Here is a 25232-nt window from a genome sequence, read left to right as displayed (position 1 = left end):
ATCACCAACAGCGCGATCACGGTGACGTTCTCCGACGGCCGGACGCTCAACGTCCCGGCCGGCAAGACGGCCACCACCGGCGCGCTGACCTGGAGCGGCGGCAACGCCACCGGCGGCGGGGTCACTCCGACCACGCAGCCGACCACGGGCGGGCCGACCACGCAGCCGACCACCCCCGGCCCGACCACGCCGACCCCGACGCAGGGCTGCACCACGGCCCCGCTGCTCTCCCAGGGCCGCACGGCCACGTCGTCCAGCATCGAGAGCGGCTACCCGGCCAACCTCGCGGTGGACGGCAACACCGGCACCCGCTGGTCGAGCGCCTTCGCCGACCCGCAGTGGATCCAGGTCGACCTCGGCTCGACGCAGAACCTGAGCCGGGTCGAGCTGAACTGGGAGGCCGCGTTCGGCCAGGCGTACACCATCCAGACGTCGACCAACGGCACGACGTGGACCACCGCCGCGACCGTGACCAACGGCGACGGCGGGGCGGACAGCCTGAACGTCTCGGGCTCGGCCCGGTACGTGCGGATGAACGGCACCACCCGCGGGACGCCGTACGGCTACTCGCTGTGGGAGTTCAAGGTGTTCGGGGCCTGCGGGGCGACCACCCCGCCGACCACGCAGCCGACCACCACGCCGCCGACCACGCAGCCCACGACGCAGCCGCCGACGACGCCGCCGACCACCACCCCGCCGGCGGGCAACGCCTGGGCCCCGTACGTCTCGTACGCCACGGGCGCGGTCGTGACCTACAACGGCCAGCGGTACCAGTGCCGGCAGGCGCACACCTCGCTGCCCGGCTGGGAGCCGGCCAGCGTGCCGGCCCTGTGGCTGGCGATCTGATCCGGTTAACCGCGAAGGGCCCGGGAGCTTCGGCTCCCGGGCCCTTCGTCGTGCGGGGTGGCGTCAGCCGAGGGCGACGTGCAGGCCGACGACCTCGTACGAGCCGATGGCCGGGCGCAGCTCGGCGGTCGGCGGGGCGACCATCCGCAGGCCGGGCAGCGCGAACAGCTTGCTGAGGAAGATGTCGGTCTCCTGGATGGCGATGTACGCCCCCGGGCAGCGGTGCGGCCCGTCGCCGAACGACAGGCCGGCGTCGCCCACCCCGTCGGCCAGCGGGCGGGCCGGGCACAGGGCGCCCGGGTCGTCGCCCACCGCGGCGGTGTCGAGGTTGGCGGCGGCGACGCTGATGTCCAGCTTGGCGCCCGCCGGGATGGTGACGTCGCCGTCCGCGCCGGGCACGGTCAGGTCGGCGGTGGTCCAGCGCAGCAGCTCGCCGACGACCGGCTCCAGCCGCAGGATCTCGTGCAGGATCGCGTGCCGCTGCTTCTCCTCCCCCGCCGTGTACGCCGCCCGCAGCTCCGGGTCGTCGAACAGGTGCCAGGCGGCGACGGTGATGAACTCGCGGGTGGTGATCATGCCGGCGGCGGCGAAGGTGACGCACTCGCCGAGGATCTCGCCGTTGGTGCAGCCCTCGTCGATGAGGTGCGAGATCAGGTCGTCGCGGCGCTCCTTGCGGCGGGCGTTGATCGACGGGCGCACGTCGCGCCAGTAGAACGTGCCCATCACCGTGTTGGTGCGCCACATCCGGCGCAGCGCCCGCGGGCTGCGGAAGCCCGGGTCGACCTCCATGTCGGCGAAGAACAGCTCGAGCCGGCGGGCCATGCCGCGGCCGGCCTCGGTGAGGCCGATGACCTCGCCGGCGACGGCCACCGCGAGGGCGAACGACAGCTGCGAGACGTCGGCCGCGCCGCGGCGCACCAGCTCGGCGCACTGCTCGTCGGCGAGGCGGTCCATCAGGCCGCGGTACGCCGTCTCCACCCGCTTGGGCGTGAAGTACTTCGCGGTCTGCCGGCGGTGCTCGCGGTGCTCGGCGCCGTCGCGGTAGAGCACCGGCATGCGCATCCGGCCCTGCAGCCGCTGGACGTTCTCGACGCCGAAGCCGGCCTGCCGGGTGTCGGCGTGCCGGAGCAGCGACTTGGCGGTGGCGTAGTCCTGCACCCGCCAGACGTCGCCGCCGGCCGCGTGGACGGGGCAGCCCGGGGCCATCTCGCCCCGATCCACCTTGCGTTTGTGGTCGACGGGGGTGTCTGCCGGCATGTCGCGGCTCTCCTCACGGGCGAGAAAGGTGAAATCTCATCCATTTTTCCGGAGGGTGCGACATCTGTCACGCCTCGTCGCGTGTGGACAATGCCTCTCTTCCGAGAAGCGACGCATGCAGGCCGGCCCCGTCCCCGCCGATGATCTCGCGTCCGGCCAGCCAGGCGGCGGCTGCCGCGCCGTCGGTGCCGACGACGCCGGGGCGGCCGAGCAGGGCCGCGAGGCGGGCCTGGACGCCGTCGCGGATCTCCGGCACGCCCGCCAGCAGGCCGCCCGCCAGCACGACCGGCCCGGGGCCGGGACGCAGCGAGACCAGGGTGCGGGCGAGCCGGTCGGCCGCGTCGGCGAGGATGGCCAGGCCCTCGGGGTCGCCGGCGCGGGCGGTCGCGACCACGACGGCGGCCAGGGCGGAGATCCGGTCGCGCGGGACCGCGTAGACGGTGGACACCAGCGCGTCCGGGTCGGTGGCGCCCAGCTCGGCGCACACGGCGGCGACCAGGGGGCCGGCGGCCTCGCCCGCGTACAGGGCGCGGGCGGCGGCGCGGGCGGCGCTCAGGCCGAGCCAGAACCCGGAGCCCTCGTCGCCCAGCAGCCAGCCGAGGCCGTCGGCGGTGCGGGCGACCGCCCAGCCCTCGATGGCGGCGCCGACCGCGCCGGTGCCGGCGATGAGCACGCTGCCGCTGGGTTCGGGGGTGCCGGCCGCGTACGCGACCACGGCGTCGCCGACCGCCCGCACGGCGCAGGTGACGCCGAGCCCGGCCCACACCGCGTCGTACGCGGCGGCGGTGGCCGGGTCGGCGAGCCGGGACCGGCCGGCCATGCCGACCACCACCCCGGCGACCCGGGCCGGGTCGAGCCCGGCCAGCGCCTGGGCCGCGGCGGCGCCCAGCTCGGCGGCGGCCGCGCGGGCGTCGCGCGCGACGGGGTTGCCGGCGCCGCCCCGGCCGCGGCCGGCGACCCGGCCGTCCAGCGTGGCCACGACGACGCGGCTGCTCGTGCCGCCGCAGTCGGCGCCGAGCACGTAGGTCTCCACGCCGCTGATCGTGGGTGGCGGATTCACATTCGTCAACAGTCTTGACTGTCGATGCGCGGGAGTCATAAATTTTCACTACCGGACGCCGCGGATGACACAAATTACGATCCTGGGGCCGCGCCGCACCACTCGGAGGACTCATGACCATCAGCGCCCAGAGCTACCTGTACGCGATCACGGCGACGATCCAGAAGGTCGCGGTCACCCAGCAGGAGGGCGTGCAGCGCGCCGCCGACCTGTTCGTCGACGCGCTCGACCGCGGCGGCGTGATCCAGGCGTTCGGGTGCGGGCACTCCGAGGCGCTGTCGATGGAGATCGCCGGGCGGGCCGGCGGGCTGGTCCCCACCAACCGCATCGCGCTGCGCGACATCGTCCTGTACGGCGACGAGGACCCCGCCCGCCTCGACGACCAGCTGCTGGAGCGCGACCCGGCCGTCGCCCACCGCCTCTACGAGCTGGCCCCCATCAAGCCGGACGACCTGTTCGTCGTCACCTCCAACTCCGGCGTCAACGGCGTCGTCGTCGAGTTCGCCCAGCTCGTCAAGGAGCGCGGGCACACCCTCATCGCCATCACCTCCGCCCAGCACAGCGCGGCCGTCGAGTCGCGGCACCCGTCGGGCCGGCGGCTCAGCGAGATCGCCGACCTGGTGCTCGACAACGGCGCCCCGTTCGGCGACGCCGCCCTGGCGCTGCCCGGCGGCGGCGCGGTCGGCGCCATCTCGTCCATCACGGGCGCGCTGCTCGCCCAGCAGATCGTCGTCGAGGTCGTCGCCCGGCTCGTCGCCGCCGGCCGCACCCCGCCCATCTACCTGTCCGCCAACGTCCCCGGCGGCTTCGAGCACAACCAGGAGCTCGAGTCCCGCTACGCCGGGCGCATCCGGCGCAGCGCCTGACCTCCCCGCACCCCGCCCACCCTGCAGAAGGAGCCCCTGTGTCCCGTACCCCCCTCAAGGCTGTCGCGGCCGGTGCCGCGACGGTCCTCGCGGCCGCCGGCCTCGCCGGCTTCGCCGCGACCGCCGACGCGGCCGAGGCGCCGCAGACGCTCGCCGCGTGCGGCGTCGTCTGGGACGACTTCAACTACTCCTCGCACACCGACCCCGCCATCGGGGCCAACAAGTGGTCCGTGCGCAGCAACGCCGGCGGCCCCGGCATCCCCGGCGCGGCCTGGCCCGCCGAGAACGTCAGCTTCCCCACCGTGGACGGCGCCAAGTCGCTGCAGCTGACCTCGTGGACGGACGGCACCGCGGGCGGCACCGCCCAGTCCGAGTTCCTCAGCAACTCGCTGCGCTTCTACGAGGGCACCTACGCGGCCCGGGTGAAGTTCTCCGACGCGCCGATCAGCGGCAACGACGGCGACCACCTCGTGCAGACGTTCTTCACGATCACGCCGCTCAACGCGCCGCTCGACCCGAACTACGGCGAGATCGACTTCGAGTACCTGCCCAACGGCGGCTGGGGCGAGCCCAGCAACATCATGTACGAGACCACCTGGGAGACGTACCAGGCGGAGCCGTGGCAGGCCGTCAACACCCACGGCGAGCAGCGGCAGAGCTACGCCGGCTGGCAGGACCTCGTCTTCACCGTCGCCGGCGGCCACGTGAAGTACTACATCAACGGCCAGCTCGTGGCCGACCACTCCGGGATCTACTACCCGGAGACCCCGATGTCGGTGAACTTCAACCAGTGGTTCATCGACGCCGCCACCCACACCGGCGGCCGCGCCACCTACACCCAGGCCGTCGACTACTTCTACTACGCCGGTGGCGAGGAGCTCACCCCGGCGCAGGCGGCGAGCCGCGTCGCGGCGTACCGCAGCGCCGGCACCGGCCACCAGGACACGCTGACCAGCGTCTGCTCGGGCGGCCCGACGAACCCCACCCCGCCCACGACCCCGCCGACCACGCCCCCGACCACCCCGCCGACGACGCCGCCGACCACTCCCCCGACCACGCCCCCGACGACCCCGCCGGGCCCGGTCGACTGCTCCAACGCGCCGGCCTGGAAGTGGGAGACCGTCTACCTCGAGGGCAGCAAGGTCAAGCACAACGGCAAGCTGTGGCAGGCCAACTGGTGGACGCTGGGTTCCGAGCCCGGCTGGACCGCCCAGTGGAAGCAGATCGGCACCTGCTGACGCCCGTCCGATGAGTGTGGGGCGGTCCGGTTCGCCGGGCCGCCCCTCACTGCTGCAGGCCCCGCTCCCAGCGCTGCCGGCGCTCGTCCGGCGTCTGCTCCCACCACGGGGTGCCGCGCTCGCCCAGCGCTTCCTTCGCCGCCTGCACCCGGGCCCGCGCCGGCGCCGGGTCCTCGCCGGCCCGCAGCGCCGCGCCGACGTCCCGCCGGGCCGCCATCAGCACCCGGCGCAGCTGCGCGGCGACGTCCTCGGGGATCAGCGGATCGGTCGCCCGCCAGCGCCGCCCCGCGATGACGACGTGGTGGCCGTCCTCGGTCGGCACCGCCCGTTCCTTCTCAGCCATCGAGCTCCCTTCCTCCCACCAGCAGAATCTCCCACGGTCGGTGGTGCACAGTGGTGCGGTGGGCGACGTGGCGGACCTCCTCGACCGCATCTGGCGGGCCGACGCCGCCGGCATGCTCGGCGCGCTCGGCCGCCGGCTCGGCGACCTCGACCGGGCCGAGGAGGCGCTGTCGGACGCGCTGGCCGAGGCGCTGCGGCGCTGGCCCGCCGAGGGCGTGCCGGAGCGCCCGGCCGGCTGGCTGGTCACCACGGCCTGGCGCAAGGCGCTGGACCGGCTGCGCCGCGACGCCACCGGCCGCGACAAGCTGGCCCGGCTGGCCGCCGAGCCGCCGCCCGAACCGGGCGTCGACGACCGGCTGGCCACCCTGTTCGCCTGCTGCCACCCGGACCTGCCCGAGCCGGCCCGGATCGCCCTGACCCTGTACGCCGCCGGCGGCCTGAGCACCGCCGAGATCGCCGCCGCGTTCCTGGTGCCGCCGCCGACCATGGCGCAGCGGCTGGCGCGGGCCAAGCGCCGGCTGCGCGACGGCGGCGTCCGCTTCGAGGCGCCCCCGCCCGGCGAGTACGCCGACCGGCTGCCGGCCGTCCTCGCCGTCATCTACCTGATCTTCAACGAGGGGTACCTGTCCGCCGGCCGGCCCGCCCAGCGGCGCGAGCTGGCCCGCGAGGGCGTCGAGCTGGCCCGCCAGCTCGCCGCGCTGCTGCCCCGCGAGCCGGAGGTGGCCGGCCTGGCGGCGCTGCTGGAGCTGCACCACGCCCGCGCCGCCGCCCGGTTCGACGCGTGGGGGCGCATCGTCCTGCTCGACCGGCAGGACCGGCGGCTGTGGGACCGGCCGGCGATCGACCGGGCGGCGCTGCGGCTGCGCGCGGCCGTGCGCCAGGGCCGGCCCGGCCCGTACCAGCTCCAGGCGGGCATCGCCGCGCTGCACGCCCTCGCCCCGGCCTACGAGGCGACCGCGTGGACCGAGGTGCGCGCCCTTTACGACCGGCTGCACGCGCTGGACCCGTCGCCGGTGGTGCTGCTGAACCGCGCGGTCGCCACCCGGTTCGCGGTGGGACCGGCGGCGGCCCTGGCCGAGGTCGACGCCCTGGCGGACCGGCTCGCCGGCTACCACCTGTGGCACGCCGCCCGCGCCGACGTGCTGGCGGCGCTCGGCCGCCCAGCCGAGGCGCTGACCGCCGCCCAGCGGGCCCTCGACCTGGCGGCCAACCCGGCGGAACGCGAGCTGATGTCCCGCCGGGTCGGCGAGCTCAGGCGCCCGTGCTGATCACCGGGCGGACCTCCAGCGCGCTCATCCCCGGCCCGAACGGCCAGGTGGCGGCGATCCGCGCCGCCTCGTCGACGTCGTCGCACTCCAGCATGACGATCCCCCCGACGACCTCCTTGAGCTCCAGGTAGGGCCCGTCGGTGATCACCGGCCCGTCCGCCCCGACCCGCACCGTGCGGGCCGTCCCGCGCGGCTGCAGCTCGGCGCCGCCCTCGACGACCTTCCCGGTCGGCTGCCAGCGCTCGAACCACCCGTACACCTGGTTCATCAGGTCCTGCACCTCGGCCGGCGACAGCGCGTCCCACTCGCCGTCGTCGCCGCAGATCAGCATCGCGAACCTCATCGTCACTCCCTCGTCGGTCGAACTCTGTCACCGGGGTGACGAACGGCGGACCCCGATCCTCGACACCCTCACCGATGTTTCTCGCCGAGCCGCCTGACGTGCGCCGCCCGCTGCCGCAGCAGCCGTCGCAGGTACGGCGCGAGCACCAGCCGGGTCACCACCGCCCCGAGCGGGCCCAGCGGCGCGCGGACCGTCATCCGGTCGGTCATCCGGGTCCGGCCGCCGCCGATGCCGTCGAAGACGTGCTCGTGGCGCAGGACGCGGAACGGCCCGCGGACCTGCTCGTCGACGAACCGGTGCGGCCGCTCGAACGCGGTGATCCGGCTCGTCATGCGCCAGACCAGCCCGAAGTGCCGCGCCCGGAACGTCACCTCGTCGCCGAGCCCGACCCGGCGGCGGCCGGTGCTCGTGGTGGCCGTCTCCCGGCTGCCCGGCAGGGACGCGGCGTGCACGTCCACGTCGAGCTCCAGGTCGAACACCACCGCGGGCGGGGCCCCGATCTCCGTCACGACCTCGATCAGCGCAGGCATCCGGCCAGCGTAGGACGCCGGCGCCGCGCGAGGTGCACGATGACGTCGGCGGACAGCTCCACCGCCGCCGGCAGCACCGCCGCGATCCGCTCGAACGCCCGCTCCCGCGCCGCGGCCGGCAACTGCAGGTACGCCGACACGGTCGACAGGTACCCCACGTAGTCGCCGGCGCCGACCCGCACCCGCCGCTCGACGACGGCCTGCCGCACGTCGGCGAACAGCCCGGACCGCTCGAGCTCGGTGCCCGGCCACTGCATCGCCTGCTCCGGGGGCGTCCCGTCGGGCGACGGCAGGTCGTCGCGCTCGACGAACGGCGCCCGGGCCGCCCGCACGGCCGCCTCCACCGCCGGGTCGGCCGGCTGGATCGGGCCACCGAACGACGCGAACACCCCGTCCGGCTCCAGCAGCGCGGCGACCCGCTCCCACCGCCCGGCGGGCCGCGTCCAGTGCAGCGCCGCCGCCGCGTACACCAGCCCGTACCGCTCCCCCGGCCGCAGGTCCTCGAACGCCGCCCGCACCGTCCGGACGCCGTCGCCGGCGTGCCGGCGCAGCTCGTCGAGCATGCCGGCGTCCGGGTCGGTGGCGGTGACCGCGAGACCCCGCCGGGCGAACAGCCGGGTCGCCTTGCCGGTCCCGGCGCCGATCTCCAGCGCGGCGCGCACCGGCCGCCCGGCGTAGCCGAGCACCAGGTCCGCGACCTCCTCCGGATAACCGGGCCGGAACCGCTCGTACGCCCGCGCCACCGCCCCGAAACTCAACGCGCGCCCGGCCATGCCGGGCATCCTGGCACGCCCGGCCCCGCCCGCGCGTGGCCATTCCCGCGCGCGGCCATTCCCGCGGCCGTCAGGTGGCCGGCTGGGCCTCGGCGACCGGTTGGCGCAGGATGGTGCGCAGCCGGTCCGGGGCGACCCGGCGGGCGTCGCTGAGGTAGATCTCGTGGTGCCGCCCGGTCATCCGGAACCCGTGTCCCGGGACGACCTCGTGGTGCATCCGCGCCAGCGTCGCGGCCTCGGCGTCGTACGGACCGACGTGCAGGGTCTGCACGCACCGCCCCTCCGCCAGCGACCCCAGCCGCACCTCCCGCAGCCGCCGCGGCGGACCCGGCCTGGCGGCGGCCTGCGCGACGGCCTCCGCCACCATGTCCTCGCCGATCCAGTCCGGCACCATGATCATGAGCGTCCAGTCCCACCGCGACTTGTCCCGCGCCGCCGTGAAGGCGTCCATGTCGTCGGCCCACCACAGACCCTCCAGCGGCATGACGACGTAGTCGCGGCCGAGGGCGCGCCTGCTGGCGAACTTCAGCCGGTACGCCAGCGGGTAGAGCGCCTCGGCCGCCTCGGCGAACGCCCCGGAGTTCGGGTCGCCGTGCCCGTCGACCATCAGGTACCGCAGCTCCGGCACGTCCACGACGTCGAACCGGCCCCGCCGCGCCCGGTAGGCCGCGATCTCCTTCTTGAAGTCCGTCCCACCCATGATCGAGAGGATCAGTTCATCAGCTGCGCGAAGGTGGTGACCTCGGCACGCGCCGGAGCCTTGAGTTCCGGGAAGGTCGCCCCGAAGTCGCTGATGTCGATCTGGCCCTTCTCCGTGCCCGGCGCCTCGATCCGCAGCGGGTACGGCTCCCCGGCCGTCGCGACGTACAGCGTGCCGCCGGTCGTCCCCTCGTGCACCAGGCCGATGGCCGGGGTGCCGTCGATCTCCTTCACCGGCCCCTTGGTGACCTTGCCCGCGACGTCGAGCCACTGGCCGATGCTGACCGCGCCGAACACCCCGGCGAGGTTCTGGTCCTTGTCCGTCAGCTCGACCCACCTGTCGCCCATCCGCCGGGCGACCTTCCTGGCCTTCGCGGGCTCACCGCTCATCTGGGCCAGGAACCGTTCGTTCGGCCGCACGTACTGCTTGCCGCCGACGGAGAGCAGGCCGATCTTCTCGGCACCCTTCGTCATGAACCCGGTCAGGTCCCGGCCGTCGGTCTTGAAGTCGAACGTCATCCGCTCGCCCTCGTTGCTCAGGTCGCCCTGCATGCGGAACGACTCGGCCCGCTCGACGGCGGCCTGCGACCGCTGCAGGATCTCGTCCGCGGCCAGCTCCGCGACACCGTTGCCCGCCGCCGCCGGCTGCGTCGCCGACGCGACCGGCGCGGGCGAGCCGGCGTCGCCGGTGCGCTGACAGCCCGTCAGGAGTACGGCGGCGGCGGCCGCGAGCGCGAGCGTTCTGGTCCTCATCTGGTCCCCCGGGTCCCCCGTCGAATGGCGACGAAGGGTACCGCGAGCCCCGAGCGGGCCATCCACCCGTTCGGCCCGCCACCCGAGGACGGGCGGCGGGCCGAGAGGGGGAACGAGGATCAGTAGACCGAGATGCCCGCGGAGTTGAGCGCCTCGTTGACCGGCTGGAAGAACGTCGTCCCGCCGGTGGTGCAGTTGCCGCTGCCGCCCGAGGTCAGGCCCAGCGCCGTGTTGCCGGCGAACAGCGAGCCGCCGCTGTCGCCGCCCTGGGCGCAGACCGTCGTGCGGATGAGGCCGGTGACGGTGCCCTGCGGGTAGTTCACCGTGGCGTTGAGGGCGGTCACCTGGCCGGACCGCAGGCCCGTGGTGCTGCCGCTGCGCTGCACGCTCTGGCCGACGTACGCGTTGCCGGAGCTGCTGATGTCGCGGGTGGTGCCGTTGTAGAGGTTCACGGCGCCGGGTCGGGCGATCGAGGTGTTGGTGTAACGGAAGACGGCGTAGTCGTTGCCGGGGAAGCTGCTGTTGACCCGGGTGCCCAGCGGCGTGCCGTTGGACAGGGTCCACGTGGCGGCCAGGTTGCCGCAGTGCCCGGCGGTCACGAAGAAGGCGGTGCCGGCGCTGTTGCGGGCGTTGAAGCCGAGCGAGCAGCGCGAGCCGCCGCCGTAGATGGCGTCGCCGCCGGTGATGGTGGTGGTCAGCTTGCCCGGGACGGCCTCCAGCCGGGCGGCGTCGCCGAGCCTCGCCACGGCGGCCCGCACCTGGGCGAGCTTCGCGCCGGTCACGCTCTCGTCGTAGGTGACCAGGACCTGGTTGCTGACGGGGTCGACGGAGAAACTGGTGCCGGGAACCGTGAGCGAGGTCTTCAGCTGCGCGTCGGCGCGGGCCAGGGTGGCGGCGCTGCGGGTGACGACGCGGGGGGTGGCGCCCGCGGCCGTGACGGTCGCCGCCGCGGCGGCGTCGGTCACCGTGACGACGAGCTTGCCGGCCGCGTCGACGTAGGAGCCGGCGGTGCGGTCGCCGAGCGCCGCGGCGATGCCGGGCGCGGCGGACGGACCCGCGGCGGGCGCCGCCGCCGGCGCCGCGGCCGGGGCCCCGAACGCCGGACCACCGGCGAACGCGGTGCCCGCGACCAGACCGGCGGCGACGATGCCGAGCGCCGGCCGGCGCAGCTTCGTGATCCTCACAGGGAGCCTCCCAGGGGGTGGGGGCGCGGCGGGGGGTACCGCGCCCGGTGCTGGGAGTATCGACACCTGTCGAATGCGTGAACAACCCCCTGATAACGATTATCTATAGTCGGTGATCGATTTCCACAATCGACGATGGGTGGCACGGACGACCTCCGGCCTGCGGTTTCGCGCGATTTCCCGGGTACGCATACCGCGGAGCTATCACCGGACCGGTATGGGCGCTGCGGGGCCGTCCCCCGCCCCGTCGCGGCCGGGGCCGGGGCGTCGCGGCCGGGGCCGGGGCGTCGCGGCCGTTCGGTGGTCAGGCCGCGACCGGCCAGCCCTCCGCCGCCGGGGTGGGCGCCGGGGTGGGCGCCGGGGCGGCCGGCGGCGTGGCGGTCCATGCGGCCGGGGAGGCGGCGGCGAGGGCGGCCGCCTGGGCGCGGATCTCCGGCACCGCCGTCGTCTCCCACACCCGGCCGCGGCGCAGCGAACCCACCACCGTCAGCTTCGGCTCGGCGGTGCCCGCGGCGGTGATCAGGGATCCGGCCGCGTCGACGTCCAGGCCGAGGCCGTGCGGGCCGACCCGGGCGGCGCCGGCAGTCAGCAGCGCGCCGACGAGCGGTCCGGCCGCGGCGGGCAGGCGGCCGGGCCCGGCGCAGTTGACGACGGCCGCGTACCGGGTGGTGGTGCCGTCGGCGAGGGTGACGGTGAGGGCGGCGCCGTCCGCGGCGACCGCCGCGAGGGTGCCGGCGCGCACCTCCAGGGCACCCTCGGCGCGCAGCCAGGCGACCTGCGCGGCGATGCCCGGCGCCATGCGGTGCCGGTGGTTCTCCCACTGGCGGGCGGCGTGCCGCAGGAAGCGGTCCTGCTCGGCGGGGGTGAGCCCGGTCCAGAGCCGGTCGAGGTGGGGGCGCAGTCCGTCGACGACGGTGCGCCAGTCGGGGGCGCCGCACGCGGCGGCGTGCAGCGTGTGCAGCAGCCCGGCCAGGCCCGCGGCCGGGTCGAGGTCCGGCAGGGCGGGCGGCGCGCCGGCGGCCGTGTGCGCCTGCGGCAGCAGACCCCGGCGGGACACGGCGACGACGGGACCGCGGTGCCCGCGCGTGGCCAGGGTGAGCGCGACGTCGACCGCGGTCAGCCCGGTGCCCACCAGAAGGACGGGCCCGTCGGCGGGGACGGCCGCGAAGGCGTCCGGCCGCCACGGGTCGGCGATGTACGCGGGATGCCCGGCGGGCGCGCCCAGCGGCTGCGCACCGGCGGGGTTGCCGACGGCGAGCACCGCCCGGTCGGCGTGCAGCAGCCCGTCACCGGCCCGCACGGTCACGCCGGTGTCGTGGGCGGCGACGCCGGTGACCCGCTCGCGCACCACCCGCAACCGGCCCGGCGCGGCCGCGTCCGCCGCATCGGCGACGTCGCGCAGGTAGCGGCCGTACGTGCGGCGGGCGAGGAACGTGTCGGCGGTGGCGGCCTGACCGTCCGCGCGGGCCCACGCGACGAAGTGACCGGGGTCGTCGGGGTGGGCGCTCATCGCGCCGGCCCGGGAGTTGAGCAGGTGCCACGGCTGGGCCGCGTCGTAGGCGACGCCGCCGCCGGGCCCGTCCGGGTCGATCAGGATCACGTCGCTGTCGGTACATCGCAGCAGCTGGGTGGCGGCGAGCACGCCCGCACAGCCGCCTCCCACCACCGCCGTCGTGTGTCGCGCCATTGCTCCACCCCTCCGCGTTAACTCCTACAACAACGGTAGGCGATATAGGCGAGGGAAGCCAGCCGCCCCGCCGGAAAGGTTTCTGGTGGGGGCGGAGGGGCGGCTCGGGTGGTGGGACCTAAGGGCGGGAAATGGGTGGCGGGTGGGGCGGGGGCGGCGGCGAGGTCACGGACCCGGCGGCGGGATCGCGGACCTGCGAGCCGGGCCGCGGCCAAGGGCGCGCCTCGGGCGGAGCCGGGCGGCGGGCAAGGGCGGCGACCGTGCGGCGGGAAAGGGTGGGCACCGACCAACGCCGCGCATCAGGCGAGGCCGGGCGGCGGACAAGGGCGGGCGGCTGGGCGCCGGTCAAGGCCGCGGGCCGGTCAAGGCTTGAGCGCGGTCAAGGCACGAGGGGTGGTCAACGCCGCGGGCCATAACGCGGCGTGACCCGCGACCAAGCGCATGAAGCCGCAGACCGGGCGGGGACCCGGCCGCGGCCCGCGCGAAGAGTCCACGCCCGCCGGAATCCGCAAGACCCACGGCCAGGAGCCGGCCCCCGGACGGCGAGGCCCACCGCCACGGCGGCGAACCCCGGCCCGGGGCCGGCAGGCCCAGGGACAGCGGACCCGCACCCACGAACCGGCGGGCACGGCCCCCGGGCCGGGCGGAGCGTGTGTCAGCGCACGACCGTGACCGCCGCGTCGTCGGCGAGGCGGTAGCCGATGCCGTAGACCGTCGTGATGAGGTCCGGGGTCTCGCCGAGCTTGGTGCGCAGGCGGCTCACGTGGACGTCCACGGTGCGGGCGCTGGTGTGGGTGTGCCCCCACACCTGGTTGAGCAGCTGGGTGCGGGAGAAGACCCGGCGGGGGTTCTCGGCGAGGAACAGCAGCAGGTCGTACTCGAGGCGGCTGAGGGTGAGGGCCTCGCCGCCGCGGGTGACGACCCGGGTGGCGGGGTGCAGCTCCAGGTGGACGGGCGAGGCGGCGGGGGCGGCGGGAGCCGCCGCGGGGGCCGCGGAGACGTCGCCGGTGGTGCCGGCGACGGCGATGAGTTCGCGCAGGGCGGCGAGGACGCCGTCGTTCTCGGCGCCGGGGGCGACGCGGACAGTGACGGTGACGGAGCGCTCGGCGGCGGGGGTGGGCACGGGGCGCAGGCGGGCCGGCGCGGTGCCGCGGGGGCGGGTGCCGGGGCGCTGGGTGCGGCGGGCGGGGGCCAGGTCGGTGACGGCGGCTGCGGACATGAGTTCCTCCGGGTGGGCGCTGCGCACCGCCGGGTCACGGCGGTGGCGACGGGTGGACGGGTACGCCTGACAGACCCGTCCGCGATGGCGTTCGACCGGCAGGGGTCGGACCGGTCGGGAATGGTTTTTCCGGCGGTGCGGAAAACGGGTGGATCGTTGCGCCGGGGGGGTCGTCACCCGGCTCGCCGAGCAGGTGTCAGGGCCGACACCAGGCGCTGGCGCACCGCTTCAGGTCGATCGCCAGGCGGCACGTGAGGAAGAGGTTCCGCCGCTGCATGAGCCCCATCGTTCCTATCCGGAACGGCCGCGTCAATTGCCGTACCCGTATTCGGGAAGCGTTTCGGTGCGATGAACGCCACATATCAAGGTAATCGAATAAATGCGCGGGATCAGGCGGGGACCGCGGTGCGGTCGCGGTCGGCGACGGCGGCGCGGACGGCGGGGACGAGCTCGCGGCCGTAGTCGACGGCGTCGTCGAGGGGGTCGTAGCCGCGGATGAGGAACGTGGTGACGCCGAGGTCGTGGTAGTCGAGCAGGGCCTGCGCGACCGTGTCGGGCGTGCCGACGAGGGCGGTGGAGTTGCCGGCGGCGCCGCTGGCCTTGGCGGTGGCCGTCCACAGGGCACGGTCGTGGCGGTCGGCGTCGGCGGCGAACGCGAGCAGCCGCTGGGAGCCGGCGTTGGCGGGGTTGTCGCGGTCGCGGTTGCGCAGGAACCGGCCGGTGTGGCTGGTGTCGATGCGGGCGAGGATGTCGTGGGCGCGCCGCCAGGCCAGCTCCTCGGTGGCGCCGAGGATGGGCCGGAACGACACGGAGAACCGGGGCGCCGGGACGCCGGCGGCGTCGGCGGCGGCGCGCACGGCGGCGATCTGCTCGGCGATGGCGGCGAGCGGTTCGCCCCAGAACATGTGCACGTCGGCGTGGCGGACGCCGGTGGCGTAGGCGGCGGGCGACGAGCCGGAGAAGTAGACGGGGATGCGGCCGGCCGCGGGGCGCACCTGGGAGACGAAGTCCTCGAACGCGTAGAAGCGGCCGCTGTGCGAGAACGGGGTGTCGGACTCCCAGGCGCGGCGCAGGATCGACAGGTACTCGCCGGAGCGGGCGTACCGGTCGTCCTTGCTGAGGTAGTCGCCGTCGCGGCGCTGCTCGGCGTCGTGGCCGCCGGTGATGATGTTGAGGGTGACGCGGCCGCCGGAGAACCGGTCGAGGGTGGCGAAGGTGCGCGCGGCGACGGTGGGCGCGACGACGCCGGGGCGGTGCGCCACCAGGTAGGTGAGCCGCTCGGTGCGGGCGGCGGCGTACGCGGCGACATGCGCCGGGTCCGGGTACGCCGAGCTGTAGCCGATGAGCACCTGGTCGAAGCCGGCGTCCTCGTGGGCGCGGGCGATGCGGGCGGTGTAGGCGCGGTCGACGAGCGGGCCGGTCGCCGGCCTGCTCTCCGAGGCGTCCTGGGTGCTGATGAGTCCGATGAAATCGACGGGCATGGCGAGCCCCTTTCAGTCGAGGAGGGCGACGGGGCCCACCCAGTGCAGGTCGGGCAGGTTGACGACGACGGCTTCCTGCGTGGTGCGGGAGATGACGACGACGGCCTCGTTGTCCGGGTCGGGGTTCTCCTCGCGGTGCGGCACCCACGGCGGCACGTAGATGTAGTCGCCGGGCTTGGTGATGATGCGGGTCTCGCCGTGCTCGGGGTCGAGGAACACGAACTCCGGGTTGCCGCGCACGACGTAGATGGCGGTCTCGGAGTCGCCGTGGTGGTGATTGTCGCTGGCGGTGGCGGCGGCGACGTGCGTCTCGCCCATCCACAGGCCGCGGCTGCCGACGGTCTTGCCGCTGATCGCCTCGACGCGGGTCATGCCGCCGGTCTGGGCGGTGTCGGCGGACAGGCCGAGCGGCGCGACGTGGAACAGCCGGCGGTGGAAGTCGTCGGTCATGCGGTCTCCAGGGGTGGGGTGAACGTGCGCAGCGGCGGGACCGGCCCGTCGTAGCGGGTGATCTCGACGGCGGTGACCTGGCCGGTGCAGCCCTGCGCCAGCCGGGAGGTGCCGGCGTCGGCGGTGAGCGCGTTGGGGTTGCCGTGCACGCAGGTGGCGACGTCGGGGGCGGAGTGGTCGAACCAGGCGCCGGTGGACAGCTGGGCGACGCCGGGCCGGCACGCGTCGTCGAGGGCGGCGCCGGCCAGGACGCTGCCGACGTCGTTGTGGACGCGGACGAGGTCGCCGTCGGCGATGCCGCGCGCGGCCGCGTCGGCGGGGTGCAGGCGCACCGGCTCGCGCCCGCGCACCTTGCGGCGCTGCGACTCGGCGCCCATGTCGAGCTGGGAGTGCAGCCGCCCGGCGGGCTGGTTGCAGATCAGGCTCAGCGGGTACGCGGACGCGGGCGGCGGGAACCAGGTGGGCCCGCCAGGGCAGTCGGGGTAGCCGAACCCGGCGACGGTCGCGGAGTGCAGCTCGATGCGGCCGCTGGGGGTGTCCAGCGGCTCGCCGGCGCGGAAGCCGGCGAACAGCACGGTGTCGTCGCGCCGCCCGGGCAGGGCCAGTTCGCCGGCGGCCCAGAACTCGGCGAACGGCGGCAGGCCCTTGTCGGCGCGCCAGCCCTCGTACAGGTGCTCCAGCCACTGGCGCGCGGTGCGGCCCTCGGTGAAGGCGTCGGCGTAGCCGAGCCGCCCGGCCAGCGCGGCGAAGATCGCGTACTCGTCGCGGGCCTCGGCGTACGGCGCGTCGGCGCGCTGCATGGCGACGAGGTGGGTGTCGCCGCGGCCGGCGCCGAGGTCCTCGCGCTCCAGGGTGGTGGTCACCGGCAGCACCACGTCGGCGTGCCGGGCGGTGGCCGTCCAGTACGGCTCGTGCACCACGACGGTGTCGGGGCGGGCGAACGCGGTGCGCAGGCGGGCCAGGTCCTGGTGGTGGTGGAACGGGTTGCCGCCGGCCCAGTAGACGAGCCGGGTGTCGGCGAACGTGTGGACGCCGCCGTCGTAGTCGAACGTCTCCCCCGGCCGCAGCAGCAGGTCGGCGATCAGCGCGCACGGGATGACGTCCGGCACCGGGTTCGGCGGCTGCGGGAAGGTGGGCAGCCCGTACGGCAGGGTGCCGCCGCCGACGTCGCCCATCGAGCCGTACCCGTGCCCGAAGCCGCCGCCGGGCAGGCCGATCTGGCCGAGCAGGGCGGCCAGCGCGAGGCCGGCCCACAGGGGTTGCTCGCCGTGCGGGGCGCGCTGCAGCGACCAGCTGACGGTGACCAGGGTGCGCCCGGCGGCCATGCGGTGCGCGAGCCGCTCGATGTCGCCGGCGGCGATGCCGGCCACGCCGGCGGCCCACGCGGGGGTGCGGCCGGCCAGCGAGGCGAGGAAGCGGTCGGCGCCGACGGTGTGCGAGGCGAGGAAGTCGTGGTCGGCGAGGCCGTCGCGGACCAGCACGTGCGCCAGGGCCAGCATGACGGCGACATCGGTGCCGGGGCGCACCGGCAGCCAGTCGCCGCGCAGCTCGCCCGCCAGGTCGTCGCGCAGCGGCGACACCGACGTCACGCGCAGGCCGCGGGCGGTGGCGGCGCGCAGGTGCCCGCGCACGTCGTGGGTGGCGCGCCCGCCGGGGGTGACGAACGTGGTGGCGGTGCGCACCCCGCCGAACGCGACGAGCAGGTCGGTGTGCGCGGCGATGACGGGCCAGTCGGTGCCGCGCCGGATCACGGCGTGCGCGCCCCGGCGCCCGACGATGTGCGGCAGCACGACCAGGGAGGCGCCGAGGCTGTAGCTGTTCACCGAGCGGGTGCAGCCGCCGCCGAGGGCGAGGAACCGGTTGAGCTGCGACTGGGCGTGGTGGAAGCGGCCGGCGCTGGCCCAGCCGTACGAGCCGCCGTAGACCGCGCTGTCGCCGTGGTCGCGGCGCACCCGCCGCAGCTCGGCGGCGACGAGGTCGAGGGCGGTGTCCCACCCCACCTCGACGAACGCCTCGTCGCCGCGGGCCGGGTCGGGGCCCGGGCCGCGCTCCAGCCAGCCCTTCCGGACGGCGGGGCGCGCGACCCGGGACGGGTGCCGGTGGGCGCCGGCGATGTTGCCGAGCAGCGGCGAGGGGTCCGGGTCGCCGGGGCGGGGGCGGACGGTGAGCCCGCTGCCCGTCCCGTCGACCAGGAAGGCGCCCCAGTGCGAGCTGCTGGACGCGGTCACGGTTCGACGACGCCCAGTTCGGCGAGCAGCTCGGTGCGCAGCGCGGCGAACGCGGCGCTGCCCCGGGTGCGGGCGGTGCCGTCGACCGGGTGCGCGGCGGCGATGCGGCCCTCGCGCATGGTGAGGACCCGGTCGGCGAGCAGGATCGCCTCGTCGACGTCGTGGGTGACCAGCAGGACGGCCGGGCGGTGCCGGGCGATGAGGTCGCGGACGAGCCCGTGCATGCGGATCCGGGTGAGGGCGTCGAGCGCGGCGAACGGCTCGTCGAGCAGCAGCAGCTCCGGCTCGCGCACCAGGGCGCGGGCCAGGGCGACGCGCTGCGCCTCGCCGCCGGACAGGGTGACCGGCCAGGCGTCGGCGTGGGTGCCGAGCCCGACCTCCTCCAGCGCGGACTGGGCCCGGGCCCGGGCCGACGCGCGGGGCAGGCCGATGGCGACGTTGCGCCACACCTTCCACCACGGCAGCAGCCGGTGCTCCTGGAAGACCACCGTGGACACGTCCGGGGTGCGGAGCGTGCCGCCGTCGACGGCGTCGATCCCGGCGAGGGCCCGCAGCAGGGTGGTCTTGCCGCAGCCGCTCTTGCCGATCAGGGCCACGAACTCGCCGCGGTGGATCTCCAGGTCGAGCTCGTGCAGGACGGTCCGGTCGCCGTAGGCGCGGCTGATGCCGGCGGCGCGGACCGCCGCGGCCGCGACGGGGGCGGCGGTCACAGCTTCACCGCGTGGCCGGCGATGGTGATCTTCCGGCTGAGCACCTTGCGGTCGGCCAGCCAGTCGGCGCCGTACTGCAGGTCGGCGACGGCCTTGTCGTCGATGAGGCTCCAGTTGGTCTGCACGTTCTGCTGGACCAGCTTGTCGACGACGGCCTGCGGGTACTTCGACACCTCGTTGCCGATCTTCTGCGCCTCGGCGGGGTTGGCGTTGGCCCAGTCGGCCTCCGCCTTGTAGGCGGCGATGACCTTGCGGATGACGTCCGGGTTCTTCTTCGCGTAGTCCTCGCGCACGAGGTAGGACGGGAAGTCGATCTGGCGCTCCAGCTCGTCGCCGTCGACGAAGAGGCGCTTGGCGCCGTACTGCACCTCGGCCAGCTCCTGCGGGCCGGACCAGATGGCCCAGGCGTCGACCTTGCCGCTGCCGAACGCGGGGGCGGCGTCCGGCGGGTTGAGGTAGGTGAACGTCACGCTCTCGCGCGGCACGCCGTACTTCTCCAGGGCGGCGACGAGCAGGAATTCGCCCAGGCCGGCCTTGTTGACGGCCACGTTGCGGCCGGCCAGGTCCTTGACCGAGGCGATGCCCGACTGAGGCAGCACCAGGATGGACGACAGGCGCGGGGTGGTGGTGGCGTAGGCCACGTACACCAGTTTGTTGCCCGAGATGATGGCCTGGTCGGCGGGGGTGGAGCTGCCGCCGAAGCTGAAGTCGGCGGTGTCGGTGGCGACGGCCTGCAGGGTCGGCGCGTGGTTGGGGAACGGGCCGATCCACTCGACGTCGATGCCCTGGTCGGCGAGCGTCTTCACGAAGACCCCGCGGGTCTTGGGCACGCTGATGGCGCCGTAGGTGAGCCGGACGGTGGTGCGCCCGCCCGCGGAGGCGGCGTCCGCCCCGCAGGCCGCCAGCGAGGGCAGGGCGAGGCCGGCGCCGGCCAGGGCGGCTCCTCTGAGCAGCGAGCGACGGGACAGGGACATGACGGTTCCTCCAGAAGGGTTCATCGCCGGACGTAGTTGGGGTGCCAGGCGAGCAGGCGGTGCTCCAGGCCGCGGGCGACCAGGTCGGTGATCATGCCGATGAGCGCGTACAGGACGATGACCAGCACGATCACGTCGGTCTGCAGGAACTCGCGGGCGTTGGTGGCCATGAAGCCGATGCCGGCGGCGGCGCCGACGGTCTCGGCGACGACGAGGGCGAGCCAGGCGTTGGTCAGCGAGAGCCGCACGCCGAGCAGGATCGAGGGCAGGGCGCCGGGCAGGATGGCGGCCCGCACGAGCTGGAGCTTCGGCAGGCCGATGACGCGGCCCATCTCCAGCAGCTTGGGGTCGACCTGCCGGATGCCGAGCACGGTGTTGAGGTAGAGCGGGAAGAACGTGCCGAGCGCGACGAGGAACACCTTGCCGGCCTCGCCGACGCCGAACCACACGATGACCAGCGGCAGGATGGCCAGGAACGGGATGGCGCGCAGGATCTGCACGGTGCGGTCGGTGAACGCCTCGGCGAGCCGGGAGAACCCGACGACGACGCCGAGCACCAGGCCGGTGGTGGCGCCGATGGCCAGGCCGGCGGTGGCGCGGCGCAGGCTGATAAGCAGGTGCTCGGGCAGCTCGCCGCTGCGGGTGAGGTCCCACGCCGTCGTGAGGACCGTGCTGGGCGCGGGCAGCACCGTGGTGGCGATGGCCCCGGCGCGGGCGAGCAGCTCCCAGAGCACCAGCAGCAGCACCGGCACGGCCCAGGAGATCGCCCGGTAGGGGGTGGACCGCGGCCGCCGGGCCGCGGGCCGCCCGGTGGCGACCGGGGGTACGACGGGCGCCTCGGCCGCGATGACAGGTGCGGACATGCCTTCTCCGATCGTCGGCGATGGCGGCCACTCTGCCCGGCTCGATTTCGATATGTCAACCGTACCCCATAGGTTTACTAGGATATGGGACGAGCGTTGACACGTACGCTGGTGGATACGACGGTGGGGCCATGCGACCAACCGAAGAGGACGGCGCGCAACCGGCGTATTCCCATCTGGTGGAAGCCCTGGCAGCGCACGCCGAGGAGCACGACGAGACCGGTGACCTGCCCGCCAAGGGCATCCGCGCCGTGCACGACGCCGGCCTGCTCACGTGGACGGTCGGCGCGCGCTACGGCGGCCCGGGCGGCGGTCTGGCCGGCACCGTGCGCCTGCTCGCCGCCCTCGGCCAGGGCGACCCGTCCGTCGCGCTGATCTCCGCGATGACCCTGTTCGCCCACGCCGCGCAGGCCCGCACCGGCGCCTGGCCGGCCGGCGTGTACGCGTCGGTGCTCGCCGAGTCCGCCGAGCGGCCCACGCTCATCAACGCGCTGCGCGTGGAGCCCGAGCTGGGCACCCCGGCCCGCGGCGGCCTGCCCGCCACGGTCGCCCGGCGCGCCGGCGACGGCTGGGAGCTGACCGGCCACAAGATCTTCTCCACCGGCGCGCCCGCGCTGCGCTGGATGCAGGTGTGGGCGCGCACCGACGAGACCCCGGTGCGCACCGGCGCGTTCCTGGTGCGCGGCGACGCCCCCGGCATCGCGATCGACCGCACCTGGAACCACCTGGGCCTGCGCGCCAGCCGCAGCGACGACGTCACGTTCGCCGGCACGCCCGCCGTCGCCGCGCTCGACCTCGCCGAGCCCGGCCCGCCCGGCGGCGACCCGGGCGGGCTGCGCTCGTGGAACGCCCTCGGCATCGGCGCCATCTACCTCGGCGTCGCCCGGGCCGCCCGCGACTGGCTGGTGCGCTACCTGCACGAGCGGGTGCCCGCCAACCTGGGCGCACCGCTCGCCACGCTCCCCCGCTTCCAGGCCGAGGTCGGCGAGATCGAGGCGCAGCTGCTCACCGCCGGCACGCTGCTGGACACGCTCGCCGCGCGCGCCGACGCCGGCGAGGACGTGCCCGCCGGGCTCGCCAAGACCGTCGCCACCCGCGCCGCCATCGACGCCGTGCAGCGCGCCGTCGCGCTCATCGGCAACGCCGCGCTCACCCGCAACAACCCGCTGCAGCGCCACCTGCGCGACGTGCTGTGCGGGCGCATCCACACCCCGCAGGACGACGCCGTGCTCGGCGCCGCCGGCCGCTCCGCTCTGGAAGGACCACGATGACCGTCGAGTTCGTCGGCATGATCGGCACCCGCGACGTGTCGGAGACCCGGCCCGCGCGCGGGCCCGTCGTCGACCCCGCCTACGTGCGGCGGTTCGCCCGGGCGCACGAGGAGGCCGGCTTCGACCGCGTCCTCATCGCCGTCGGGTCCGCCACCCCCGACGCCAACCAGGTCGCGGCGTACGCGGCCGCGCACACCGACGCCCTCGGCCTGCTGATCGCCCACCGGCCCGGGTTCACGGCCCCCACCGCGGCGGCGCGCACGTTCGCCACCCTCGACCAGCTCTCCGGCGGCCGTGTGGCGGTGCACACCATCACCGGCGGCAGCGACGCCGAGATGCGCCGCGACGGCGACCACCTGGGCAAGGACGAGCGCTACGAGCGCACCGGCGAGTACCTGTCGATCCTGCGCCGGGCGTGGGACTCCCCCGAGCCGTTCTCGTTCACCGGCCGGTACTACCGGTTCGAGGACTACTCACTGCAGGCGCAGCCCGCGCACCGCATCCCGCTGTACTTCGGCGGGTCGTCGGCCGCGGCGTACCGGGTCGGCGGCGCGCACGCCGACACGTTCGCGCTGTGGGGCGAGCCGCTGGCCGAGACCGCCGAGCAGATCGCCTCCGTGCAGGCGGCCGCCGCCGCGGCCGGGCGCGGGCCGCTCGGCATCAGCGTGTCGTTCCGGCCGATCCTGGCCGCCACCGACGAGCTGGCGTGGGAACGCGCCGAGCGGATCCTGGCCCGCATCACCAGCGGCACCCCGTTCGGCGAGGGCACCCGGGTGCTCGGCGGGCCCCAGCCGGAGAACGTCGGGTCGCAGCGCCTGCTCGCCGCCGCCGCGAAGGCCGACCGGCACGACCGGGCACTGTGGACGGCCACCGCCCGGGCCACCGGCGCGCAGGGCAACTCCACCGCCCTCGTCGGCTCCCCCGAGACCGTCGCCCGGGCCCTGCTCGACTACGTCGACCTCGGCGCCACCACGCTGCTCATCCGCGGCTACGACCCGGTCGACGACGCCGTCGACTACGGCCGCCACCTGATCCCCCTGGTCCAGCAGGAACTCGCGCACCGGTCGCTGACCGCCGCCTAGGAGGCTCCCGTGACAGTCACCCCTCTCCACCAGGACCGATCCGTGGACCCCGACCTGTTCCGCGCGCTGCTGCGCCGGCACGCCGCCGCCGTCGTCGTCGTGACGGCGCCCGGCGCGCCCGGCACGCCGCCCGCCGGCTTCACCGCCACCTCGTTCACCTCCGTGTCGCTCGACCCGCCGCTGGTGTCGTTCTGCCTCGCCCGCAGCGCGTCCGCCTGGCCCGCGGTCAGCACCGCCGACGTCGTCGCCGTGCACGTGCTGGGCCGGGAGCAGGAGCAGGTGGCGCGCACGTTCGCCACGCGCGGCATCGACCGGTTCGCCGCGCACGGCGCGTGGACCGCGGGCCCCGGCGGCGTGCCGCTGCTCGACGGGGTGCTGGCCCGCCTGGTGTGCCGGGTCGCGCAGCGGGTCGAGGCCGGCGACCACACCATCGTGCTGGCCACCCCCGAGCTGGGCGAGCACCACGCCGACCCGGAGCTGACGCCGCTGGTTTACCACTCGGGGGCGTACGCGCACCTGCGCCGGACCGCCTGATGCAGGTCCACTGGTTCCTGCCCACCGCCGGCGACTCGCGCGACATCGTCGGCGGCGGGCAGGCCGCCTCGGCCGTCGACGCCCGGCGGCCGCCCGACCTGGCGTACCTGACGGTGCTGGCCACGGCCGTCGAGCGGCTCGGCTTCGCCGGGGTGCTCACGCCGACCGGCACGTTCTGCGAGGACGCCTGGCTCACCACGGCCGCGCTGATCGGCGCGACCCGCCGGCTGCGGTTCCTGGTGGCGTTCCGGCCGGGGCTGCTCAGCCCGACGCTCGCCGCGCAGATGGCGGCCACGTACCAGCGGCTGTCCGGCGGGCGGCTGCTGCTCAACGTGGTGACCGGCGGCGACTCGGCCGAGCAGCGCCGCTTCGGCGACCACCTCGGCCACGACGAGCGCTACGCCCGCACCGCCGAGTTCCTCACCGTGCTGCGCGGGGCGTGGTCGGGCACCCCGTTCACGTTCACCGGCGCGCACTACGCCGTCGAGGACGCGACCGTGCGGGCCGCGCCGTCGCCGGCGCCGCCGGTGTTCTTCGGCGGCTCGTCGCCGGCCGCCCTCGCCGTGGCGGGCGCACACGCCGACACGTACCTGACGTGGGGCGAGCCGCCGGACGCGGTGGCGGCCAAGCTGGCGGCGGTGCGCGAGCTGGCCGGCGGCCGCGACCTCACCTTCGGCATCCGGCTGCACGTGCTGTCGCGGGACACCGCCGCCGAGGCGTGGGCGGCGGCGCGGGCGCTGCTCGGCCGGGTGCCGCCCGCCGCCGTCGCAGCCGACCGGGCCGGGTTCGCCGCCTCGGAGTCGGAGGGGCAGCGCCGGATGGCCGCCCTGACCACCGGCGAGGACCTGGAGATCGCGCCGAACCTGTGGGCCGGGTACGGCCTCGTGCGCCCCGGCGCCGGCACCGCCCTGGTCGGCAGCCACGCCGAGGTCGCCGACCGGCTCGCCGAGTACCACGCGCTCGGCATCGACCACGTCATCCTCTCGGGCCAGCCCCACCTGGAGGAGGCGTACCACTGCGGCGAGGGCGTGCTGCCCCTGCTGCGCGACCGGGGCCTGCTGAAGGAGGAGAACGCGTGAGCGACGTCGTGGTGGTGTCGGGCAACCCGCGGGCCGGGTCGCGCACGAGCGGCCTGGCCGCGGCCGTCGGGGACGCGGTCGCCGACCGGCGCGGCGGCGACCGGCCGGCCGTCGTGGAGGTCGGCGCGCTCGGGCCGGGCCTGCTCACCCCCGGCGACGCGGCCACCGCGGCCGCCGTGGCCGCCGTGCGCGCCGCCGCGGTGCTCGTCGTGGCGACGCCGACGTACAAGGGCAACTACACCGGCGTGCTGAAGGTCCTGCTCGACCAGCTGCCGCAGGCCGGCCTGGCGGGCGTCACCGCGGTGCCCGTCGTCACCGCCGGGGTGCGGCCGCAGGCCGACGCGGCGGCGGCGCTGCTGGCGCAGCTGCTGCGGGAGCTGGGCGCCGACGTGGCGCCCCCGCTCGCCGTCACCGAGGCCGAGCTGGCCGACGCCCCGGCCCTGGTGGAGAAGTACGCGGCGGCCCGCGCCTGGTAGCGCCGCTGTGCTTGGACGC

The 25232-nt window shown here is 75.5% G+C and carries 26 protein-coding genes; 9 read left to right on the top strand and 17 right to left on the bottom strand.

Features of this window, described 5'->3' with window-relative positions; all coding sequences use genetic code 11:
* Nucleotides 1-846: discoidin domain-containing protein (locus Sya03_RS31825; RefSeq protein WP_373316097.1), on the top strand; the 846-nt coding region annotated here is incomplete at its 5' end.
* 63 nt (nt 847-909) lie between these two features.
* Here the strand turns inward: Sya03_RS31825 and Sya03_RS06900 are convergent.
* Both Sya03_RS06900 and Sya03_RS06895 read right to left on the bottom strand, forming a co-directional pair.
* Nucleotides 910-2103, bottom strand: coding sequence for a cytochrome P450 (locus tag Sya03_RS06900; protein ID WP_203937347.1), 1194 nt, complete (start codon nt 2101-2103; stop codon nt 910-912).
* Nucleotides 2104-2170: 67 nt separating this feature from the next.
* On the bottom strand, nt 2171-3136 hold the full coding sequence (locus Sya03_RS06895) for an N-acetylglucosamine kinase (protein ID WP_239107170.1): 966 nt from the start codon (nt 3134-3136) through the stop codon (nt 2171-2173).
* A gap of 140 nt (nt 3137-3276) precedes the next feature.
* On the opposite strand from Sya03_RS06895, the gene Sya03_RS06890 reads away from it, so the two are divergent.
* Complete coding sequence (locus Sya03_RS06890) at nt 3277-4029, top strand: sugar isomerase domain-containing protein (RefSeq protein ID WP_203937345.1); 753 nt, start codon at nt 3277-3279, stop codon at nt 4027-4029.
* Between the two features lie 38 nt (nt 4030-4067).
* Nucleotides 4068-5267 (top strand): glycosyl hydrolase, encoded by a 1200-nt coding sequence (locus Sya03_RS06885; protein ID WP_203937344.1) that lies wholly within the window; start codon nt 4068-4070, stop codon nt 5265-5267.
* Between the two features lie 46 nt (nt 5268-5313).
* Here the strand turns inward: Sya03_RS06885 and Sya03_RS06880 are convergent, their stop codons facing one another.
* Nucleotides 5314-5610 (bottom strand): hypothetical protein, encoded by a 297-nt coding sequence (locus tag Sya03_RS06880; RefSeq protein ID WP_203937343.1) that lies wholly within the window; start codon nt 5608-5610, stop codon nt 5314-5316.
* A 58-nt stretch (nt 5611-5668) separates the two neighbouring features.
* On the opposite strand from Sya03_RS06880, the gene Sya03_RS06875 reads away from it, so the two are divergent.
* Complete coding sequence (locus tag Sya03_RS06875; RefSeq protein ID WP_239107169.1) at nt 5669-6877, top strand: RNA polymerase sigma factor; 1209 nt, start codon at nt 5669-5671, stop codon at nt 6875-6877.
* Here Sya03_RS06875 and Sya03_RS06870 read toward each other — a convergent pair.
* The 14 genes from Sya03_RS06870 to Sya03_RS06805 all read right to left on the bottom strand — a co-directional run bounded on the left by Sya03_RS06870 (nt 6861) and on the right by Sya03_RS06805 (nt 20771).
* Entirely contained in the window at nt 6861-7220 is a 360-nt protein-coding gene (locus Sya03_RS06870; protein ID WP_203937341.1) for a YciI family protein, read from the bottom strand. The genes Sya03_RS06875 and Sya03_RS06870 overlap by 17 nt on opposite strands.
* A gap of 68 nt (nt 7221-7288) precedes the next feature.
* The gene (locus Sya03_RS06865) at nt 7289-7750 is read right to left on the bottom strand and encodes an SRPBCC family protein (protein ID WP_203937340.1); all 462 of its coding nucleotides are present in this window, start codon (nt 7748-7750) and stop codon (nt 7289-7291) included.
* Nucleotides 7738-8523, bottom strand: coding sequence for a class I SAM-dependent methyltransferase (locus Sya03_RS06860; protein ID WP_203937339.1), 786 nt, complete (start codon nt 8521-8523; stop codon nt 7738-7740). The genes Sya03_RS06865 and Sya03_RS06860 overlap by 13 nt, the downstream gene beginning before the upstream one ends.
* Before the next feature lie 70 nt (nt 8524-8593).
* Nucleotides 8594-9223 carry a GyrI-like domain-containing protein gene (locus tag Sya03_RS06855; protein ID WP_203937338.1) on the bottom strand — a complete coding sequence of 210 codons (630 nt, stop codon included), beginning with the start codon at nt 9221-9223 and terminating at the stop codon, nt 8594-8596.
* Nucleotides 9224-9234: 11 nt separating this feature from the next.
* Entirely contained in the window at nt 9235-9975 is a 741-nt protein-coding gene (locus tag Sya03_RS06850; RefSeq protein ID WP_203937337.1) for a hypothetical protein, read from the bottom strand.
* A 119-nt stretch (nt 9976-10094) separates the two neighbouring features.
* Nucleotides 10095-11159: a S1 family peptidase gene (locus Sya03_RS06845; RefSeq protein WP_203937336.1), complete on the bottom strand. Its 1065-nt coding sequence runs from the start codon at nt 11157-11159 to the stop codon at nt 10095-10097.
* Nucleotides 11160-11463: 304 nt separating this feature from the next.
* Nucleotides 11464-12846 carry an FAD/NAD(P)-binding protein gene (locus Sya03_RS06840; RefSeq protein ID WP_203937335.1) on the bottom strand — a complete coding sequence of 461 codons (1383 nt, stop codon included), beginning with the start codon at nt 12844-12846 and terminating at the stop codon, nt 11464-11466.
* Between the two features lie 655 nt (nt 12847-13501).
* A complete protein-coding gene (locus Sya03_RS06835; RefSeq protein WP_203937334.1) occupies nt 13502-14065 on the bottom strand; it encodes a winged helix-turn-helix domain-containing protein in 564 nt (187 codons plus the stop codon).
* A gap of 389 nt (nt 14066-14454) precedes the next feature.
* Nucleotides 14455-15546 carry an LLM class flavin-dependent oxidoreductase gene (locus Sya03_RS06830; RefSeq protein WP_203937333.1) on the bottom strand — a complete coding sequence of 364 codons (1092 nt, stop codon included), beginning with the start codon at nt 15544-15546 and terminating at the stop codon, nt 14455-14457.
* A 12-nt stretch (nt 15547-15558) separates the two neighbouring features.
* Nucleotides 15559-15996, bottom strand: coding sequence for a cupin domain-containing protein (locus tag Sya03_RS06825; protein WP_203937332.1), 438 nt, complete (start codon nt 15994-15996; stop codon nt 15559-15561).
* Complete coding sequence (locus tag Sya03_RS06820; protein WP_203937331.1) at nt 15993-18224, bottom strand: molybdopterin-dependent oxidoreductase; 2232 nt, start codon at nt 18222-18224, stop codon at nt 15993-15995. Before Sya03_RS06820 ends, Sya03_RS06825 begins: the two co-directional genes overlap by 4 nt.
* Nucleotides 18221-18934 (bottom strand): ABC transporter ATP-binding protein, encoded by a 714-nt coding sequence (locus Sya03_RS06815; protein ID WP_203937330.1) that lies wholly within the window; start codon nt 18932-18934, stop codon nt 18221-18223. The genes Sya03_RS06820 and Sya03_RS06815 overlap by 4 nt, the downstream gene beginning before the upstream one ends.
* Nucleotides 18931-19908 (bottom strand): aliphatic sulfonate ABC transporter substrate-binding protein, encoded by a 978-nt coding sequence (locus Sya03_RS06810; protein WP_203937329.1) that lies wholly within the window; start codon nt 19906-19908, stop codon nt 18931-18933. The genes Sya03_RS06815 and Sya03_RS06810 overlap by 4 nt, the downstream gene beginning before the upstream one ends.
* Nucleotides 19909-19928: 20 nt before the next feature.
* A complete protein-coding gene (locus tag Sya03_RS06805; RefSeq protein WP_203937328.1) occupies nt 19929-20771 on the bottom strand; it encodes an ABC transporter permease subunit in 843 nt (280 codons plus the stop codon).
* A 179-nt stretch (nt 20772-20950) separates the two neighbouring features.
* On the opposite strand from Sya03_RS06805, the gene Sya03_RS06800 reads away from it, so the two are divergent.
* From Sya03_RS06800 to Sya03_RS06780, 5 genes are read left to right on the top strand one after another with little or no spacing between them, the layout of a single operon-like run.
* Entirely contained in the window at nt 20951-22042 is a 1092-nt protein-coding gene (locus Sya03_RS06800) for an acyl-CoA dehydrogenase family protein (RefSeq protein ID WP_239107168.1), read from the top strand.
* Nucleotides 22039-23124, top strand: coding sequence for an LLM class flavin-dependent oxidoreductase (locus tag Sya03_RS06795; protein WP_203937326.1), 1086 nt, complete (start codon nt 22039-22041; stop codon nt 23122-23124). The genes Sya03_RS06800 and Sya03_RS06795 overlap by 4 nt, the downstream gene beginning before the upstream one ends.
* Nucleotides 23125-23133: 9 nt before the next feature.
* Entirely contained in the window at nt 23134-23658 is a 525-nt protein-coding gene (locus Sya03_RS06790; protein WP_203937325.1) for a flavin reductase family protein, read from the top strand.
* A complete protein-coding gene (locus Sya03_RS06785; protein ID WP_203937324.1) occupies nt 23658-24737 on the top strand; it encodes an LLM class flavin-dependent oxidoreductase in 1080 nt (359 codons plus the stop codon). The genes Sya03_RS06790 and Sya03_RS06785 overlap by 1 nt, the downstream gene beginning before the upstream one ends.
* Nucleotides 24734-25213, top strand: coding sequence for an NAD(P)H-dependent oxidoreductase (locus Sya03_RS06780; protein ID WP_203937323.1), 480 nt, complete (start codon nt 24734-24736; stop codon nt 25211-25213). The genes Sya03_RS06785 and Sya03_RS06780 overlap by 4 nt, the downstream gene beginning before the upstream one ends.
* The last annotated feature ends 19 nt before the right edge of the window (nt 25214-25232 follow it).

Source organism: Spirilliplanes yamanashiensis (assembly GCF_016863475.1).
Classification (GTDB): domain Bacteria; phylum Actinomycetota; class Actinomycetes; order Mycobacteriales; family Micromonosporaceae; genus Spirilliplanes; species Spirilliplanes yamanashiensis.
Note: the sequence above shows the minus strand (reverse complement) of the source record. Positions and strands in the feature narration are given on the sequence as shown.

What these genes read in the sequence shown, in the direction of transcription:
- Sya03_RS06900 (WP_203937347.1), bottom strand. Translation starts at nt 2,103, where the DNA reads ATGCCGGCAGACACCCCCGTCGACCACAAACGCAAGGTGGATCGGGGC.
- Sya03_RS06890 (WP_203937345.1), top strand. Translation starts at nt 3,277, where the DNA reads ATGACCATCAGCGCCCAGAGCTACCTGTACGCGATCACGGCGACGATC.
- Sya03_RS06880 (WP_203937343.1), bottom strand. Translation starts at nt 5,610, where the DNA reads ATGGCTGAGAAGGAACGGGCGGTGCCGACCGAGGACGGCCACCACGTC.
- Sya03_RS06870 (WP_203937341.1), bottom strand. Translation starts at nt 7,220, where the DNA reads ATGAGGTTCGCGATGCTGATCTGCGGCGACGACGGCGAGTGGGACGCG.
- Sya03_RS06865 (WP_203937340.1), bottom strand. Translation starts at nt 7,750, where the DNA reads ATGCCTGCGCTGATCGAGGTCGTGACGGAGATCGGGGCCCCGCCCGCG.
- Sya03_RS06860 (WP_203937339.1), bottom strand. Translation starts at nt 8,523, where the DNA reads ATGGCCGGGCGCGCGTTGAGTTTCGGGGCGGTGGCGCGGGCGTACGAG.
- Sya03_RS06855 (WP_203937338.1), bottom strand. Translation starts at nt 9,223, where the DNA reads ATGGGTGGGACGGACTTCAAGAAGGAGATCGCGGCCTACCGGGCGCGG.
- Sya03_RS06850 (WP_203937337.1), bottom strand. Translation starts at nt 9,975, where the DNA reads ATGAGGACCAGAACGCTCGCGCTCGCGGCCGCCGCCGCCGTACTCCTG.
- Sya03_RS06840 (WP_203937335.1), bottom strand. Translation starts at nt 12,846, where the DNA reads ATGGCGCGACACACGACGGCGGTGGTGGGAGGCGGCTGTGCGGGCGTG.
- Sya03_RS06835 (WP_203937334.1), bottom strand. Translation starts at nt 14,065, where the DNA reads ATGTCCGCAGCCGCCGTCACCGACCTGGCCCCCGCCCGCCGCACCCAG.
- Sya03_RS06830 (WP_203937333.1), bottom strand. Translation starts at nt 15,546, where the DNA reads ATGCCCGTCGATTTCATCGGACTCATCAGCACCCAGGACGCCTCGGAG.
- Sya03_RS06825 (WP_203937332.1), bottom strand. Translation starts at nt 15,996, where the DNA reads ATGACCGACGACTTCCACCGCCGGCTGTTCCACGTCGCGCCGCTCGGC.
- Sya03_RS06810 (WP_203937329.1), bottom strand. Translation starts at nt 19,908, where the DNA reads ATGTCCCTGTCCCGTCGCTCGCTGCTCAGAGGAGCCGCCCTGGCCGGC.
- Sya03_RS06805 (WP_203937328.1), bottom strand. Translation starts at nt 20,771, where the DNA reads ATGTCCGCACCTGTCATCGCGGCCGAGGCGCCCGTCGTACCCCCGGTC.
- Sya03_RS06795 (WP_203937326.1), top strand. Translation starts at nt 22,039, where the DNA reads ATGACCGTCGAGTTCGTCGGCATGATCGGCACCCGCGACGTGTCGGAG.
- Sya03_RS06785 (WP_203937324.1), top strand. Translation starts at nt 23,658, where the DNA reads ATGCAGGTCCACTGGTTCCTGCCCACCGCCGGCGACTCGCGCGACATC.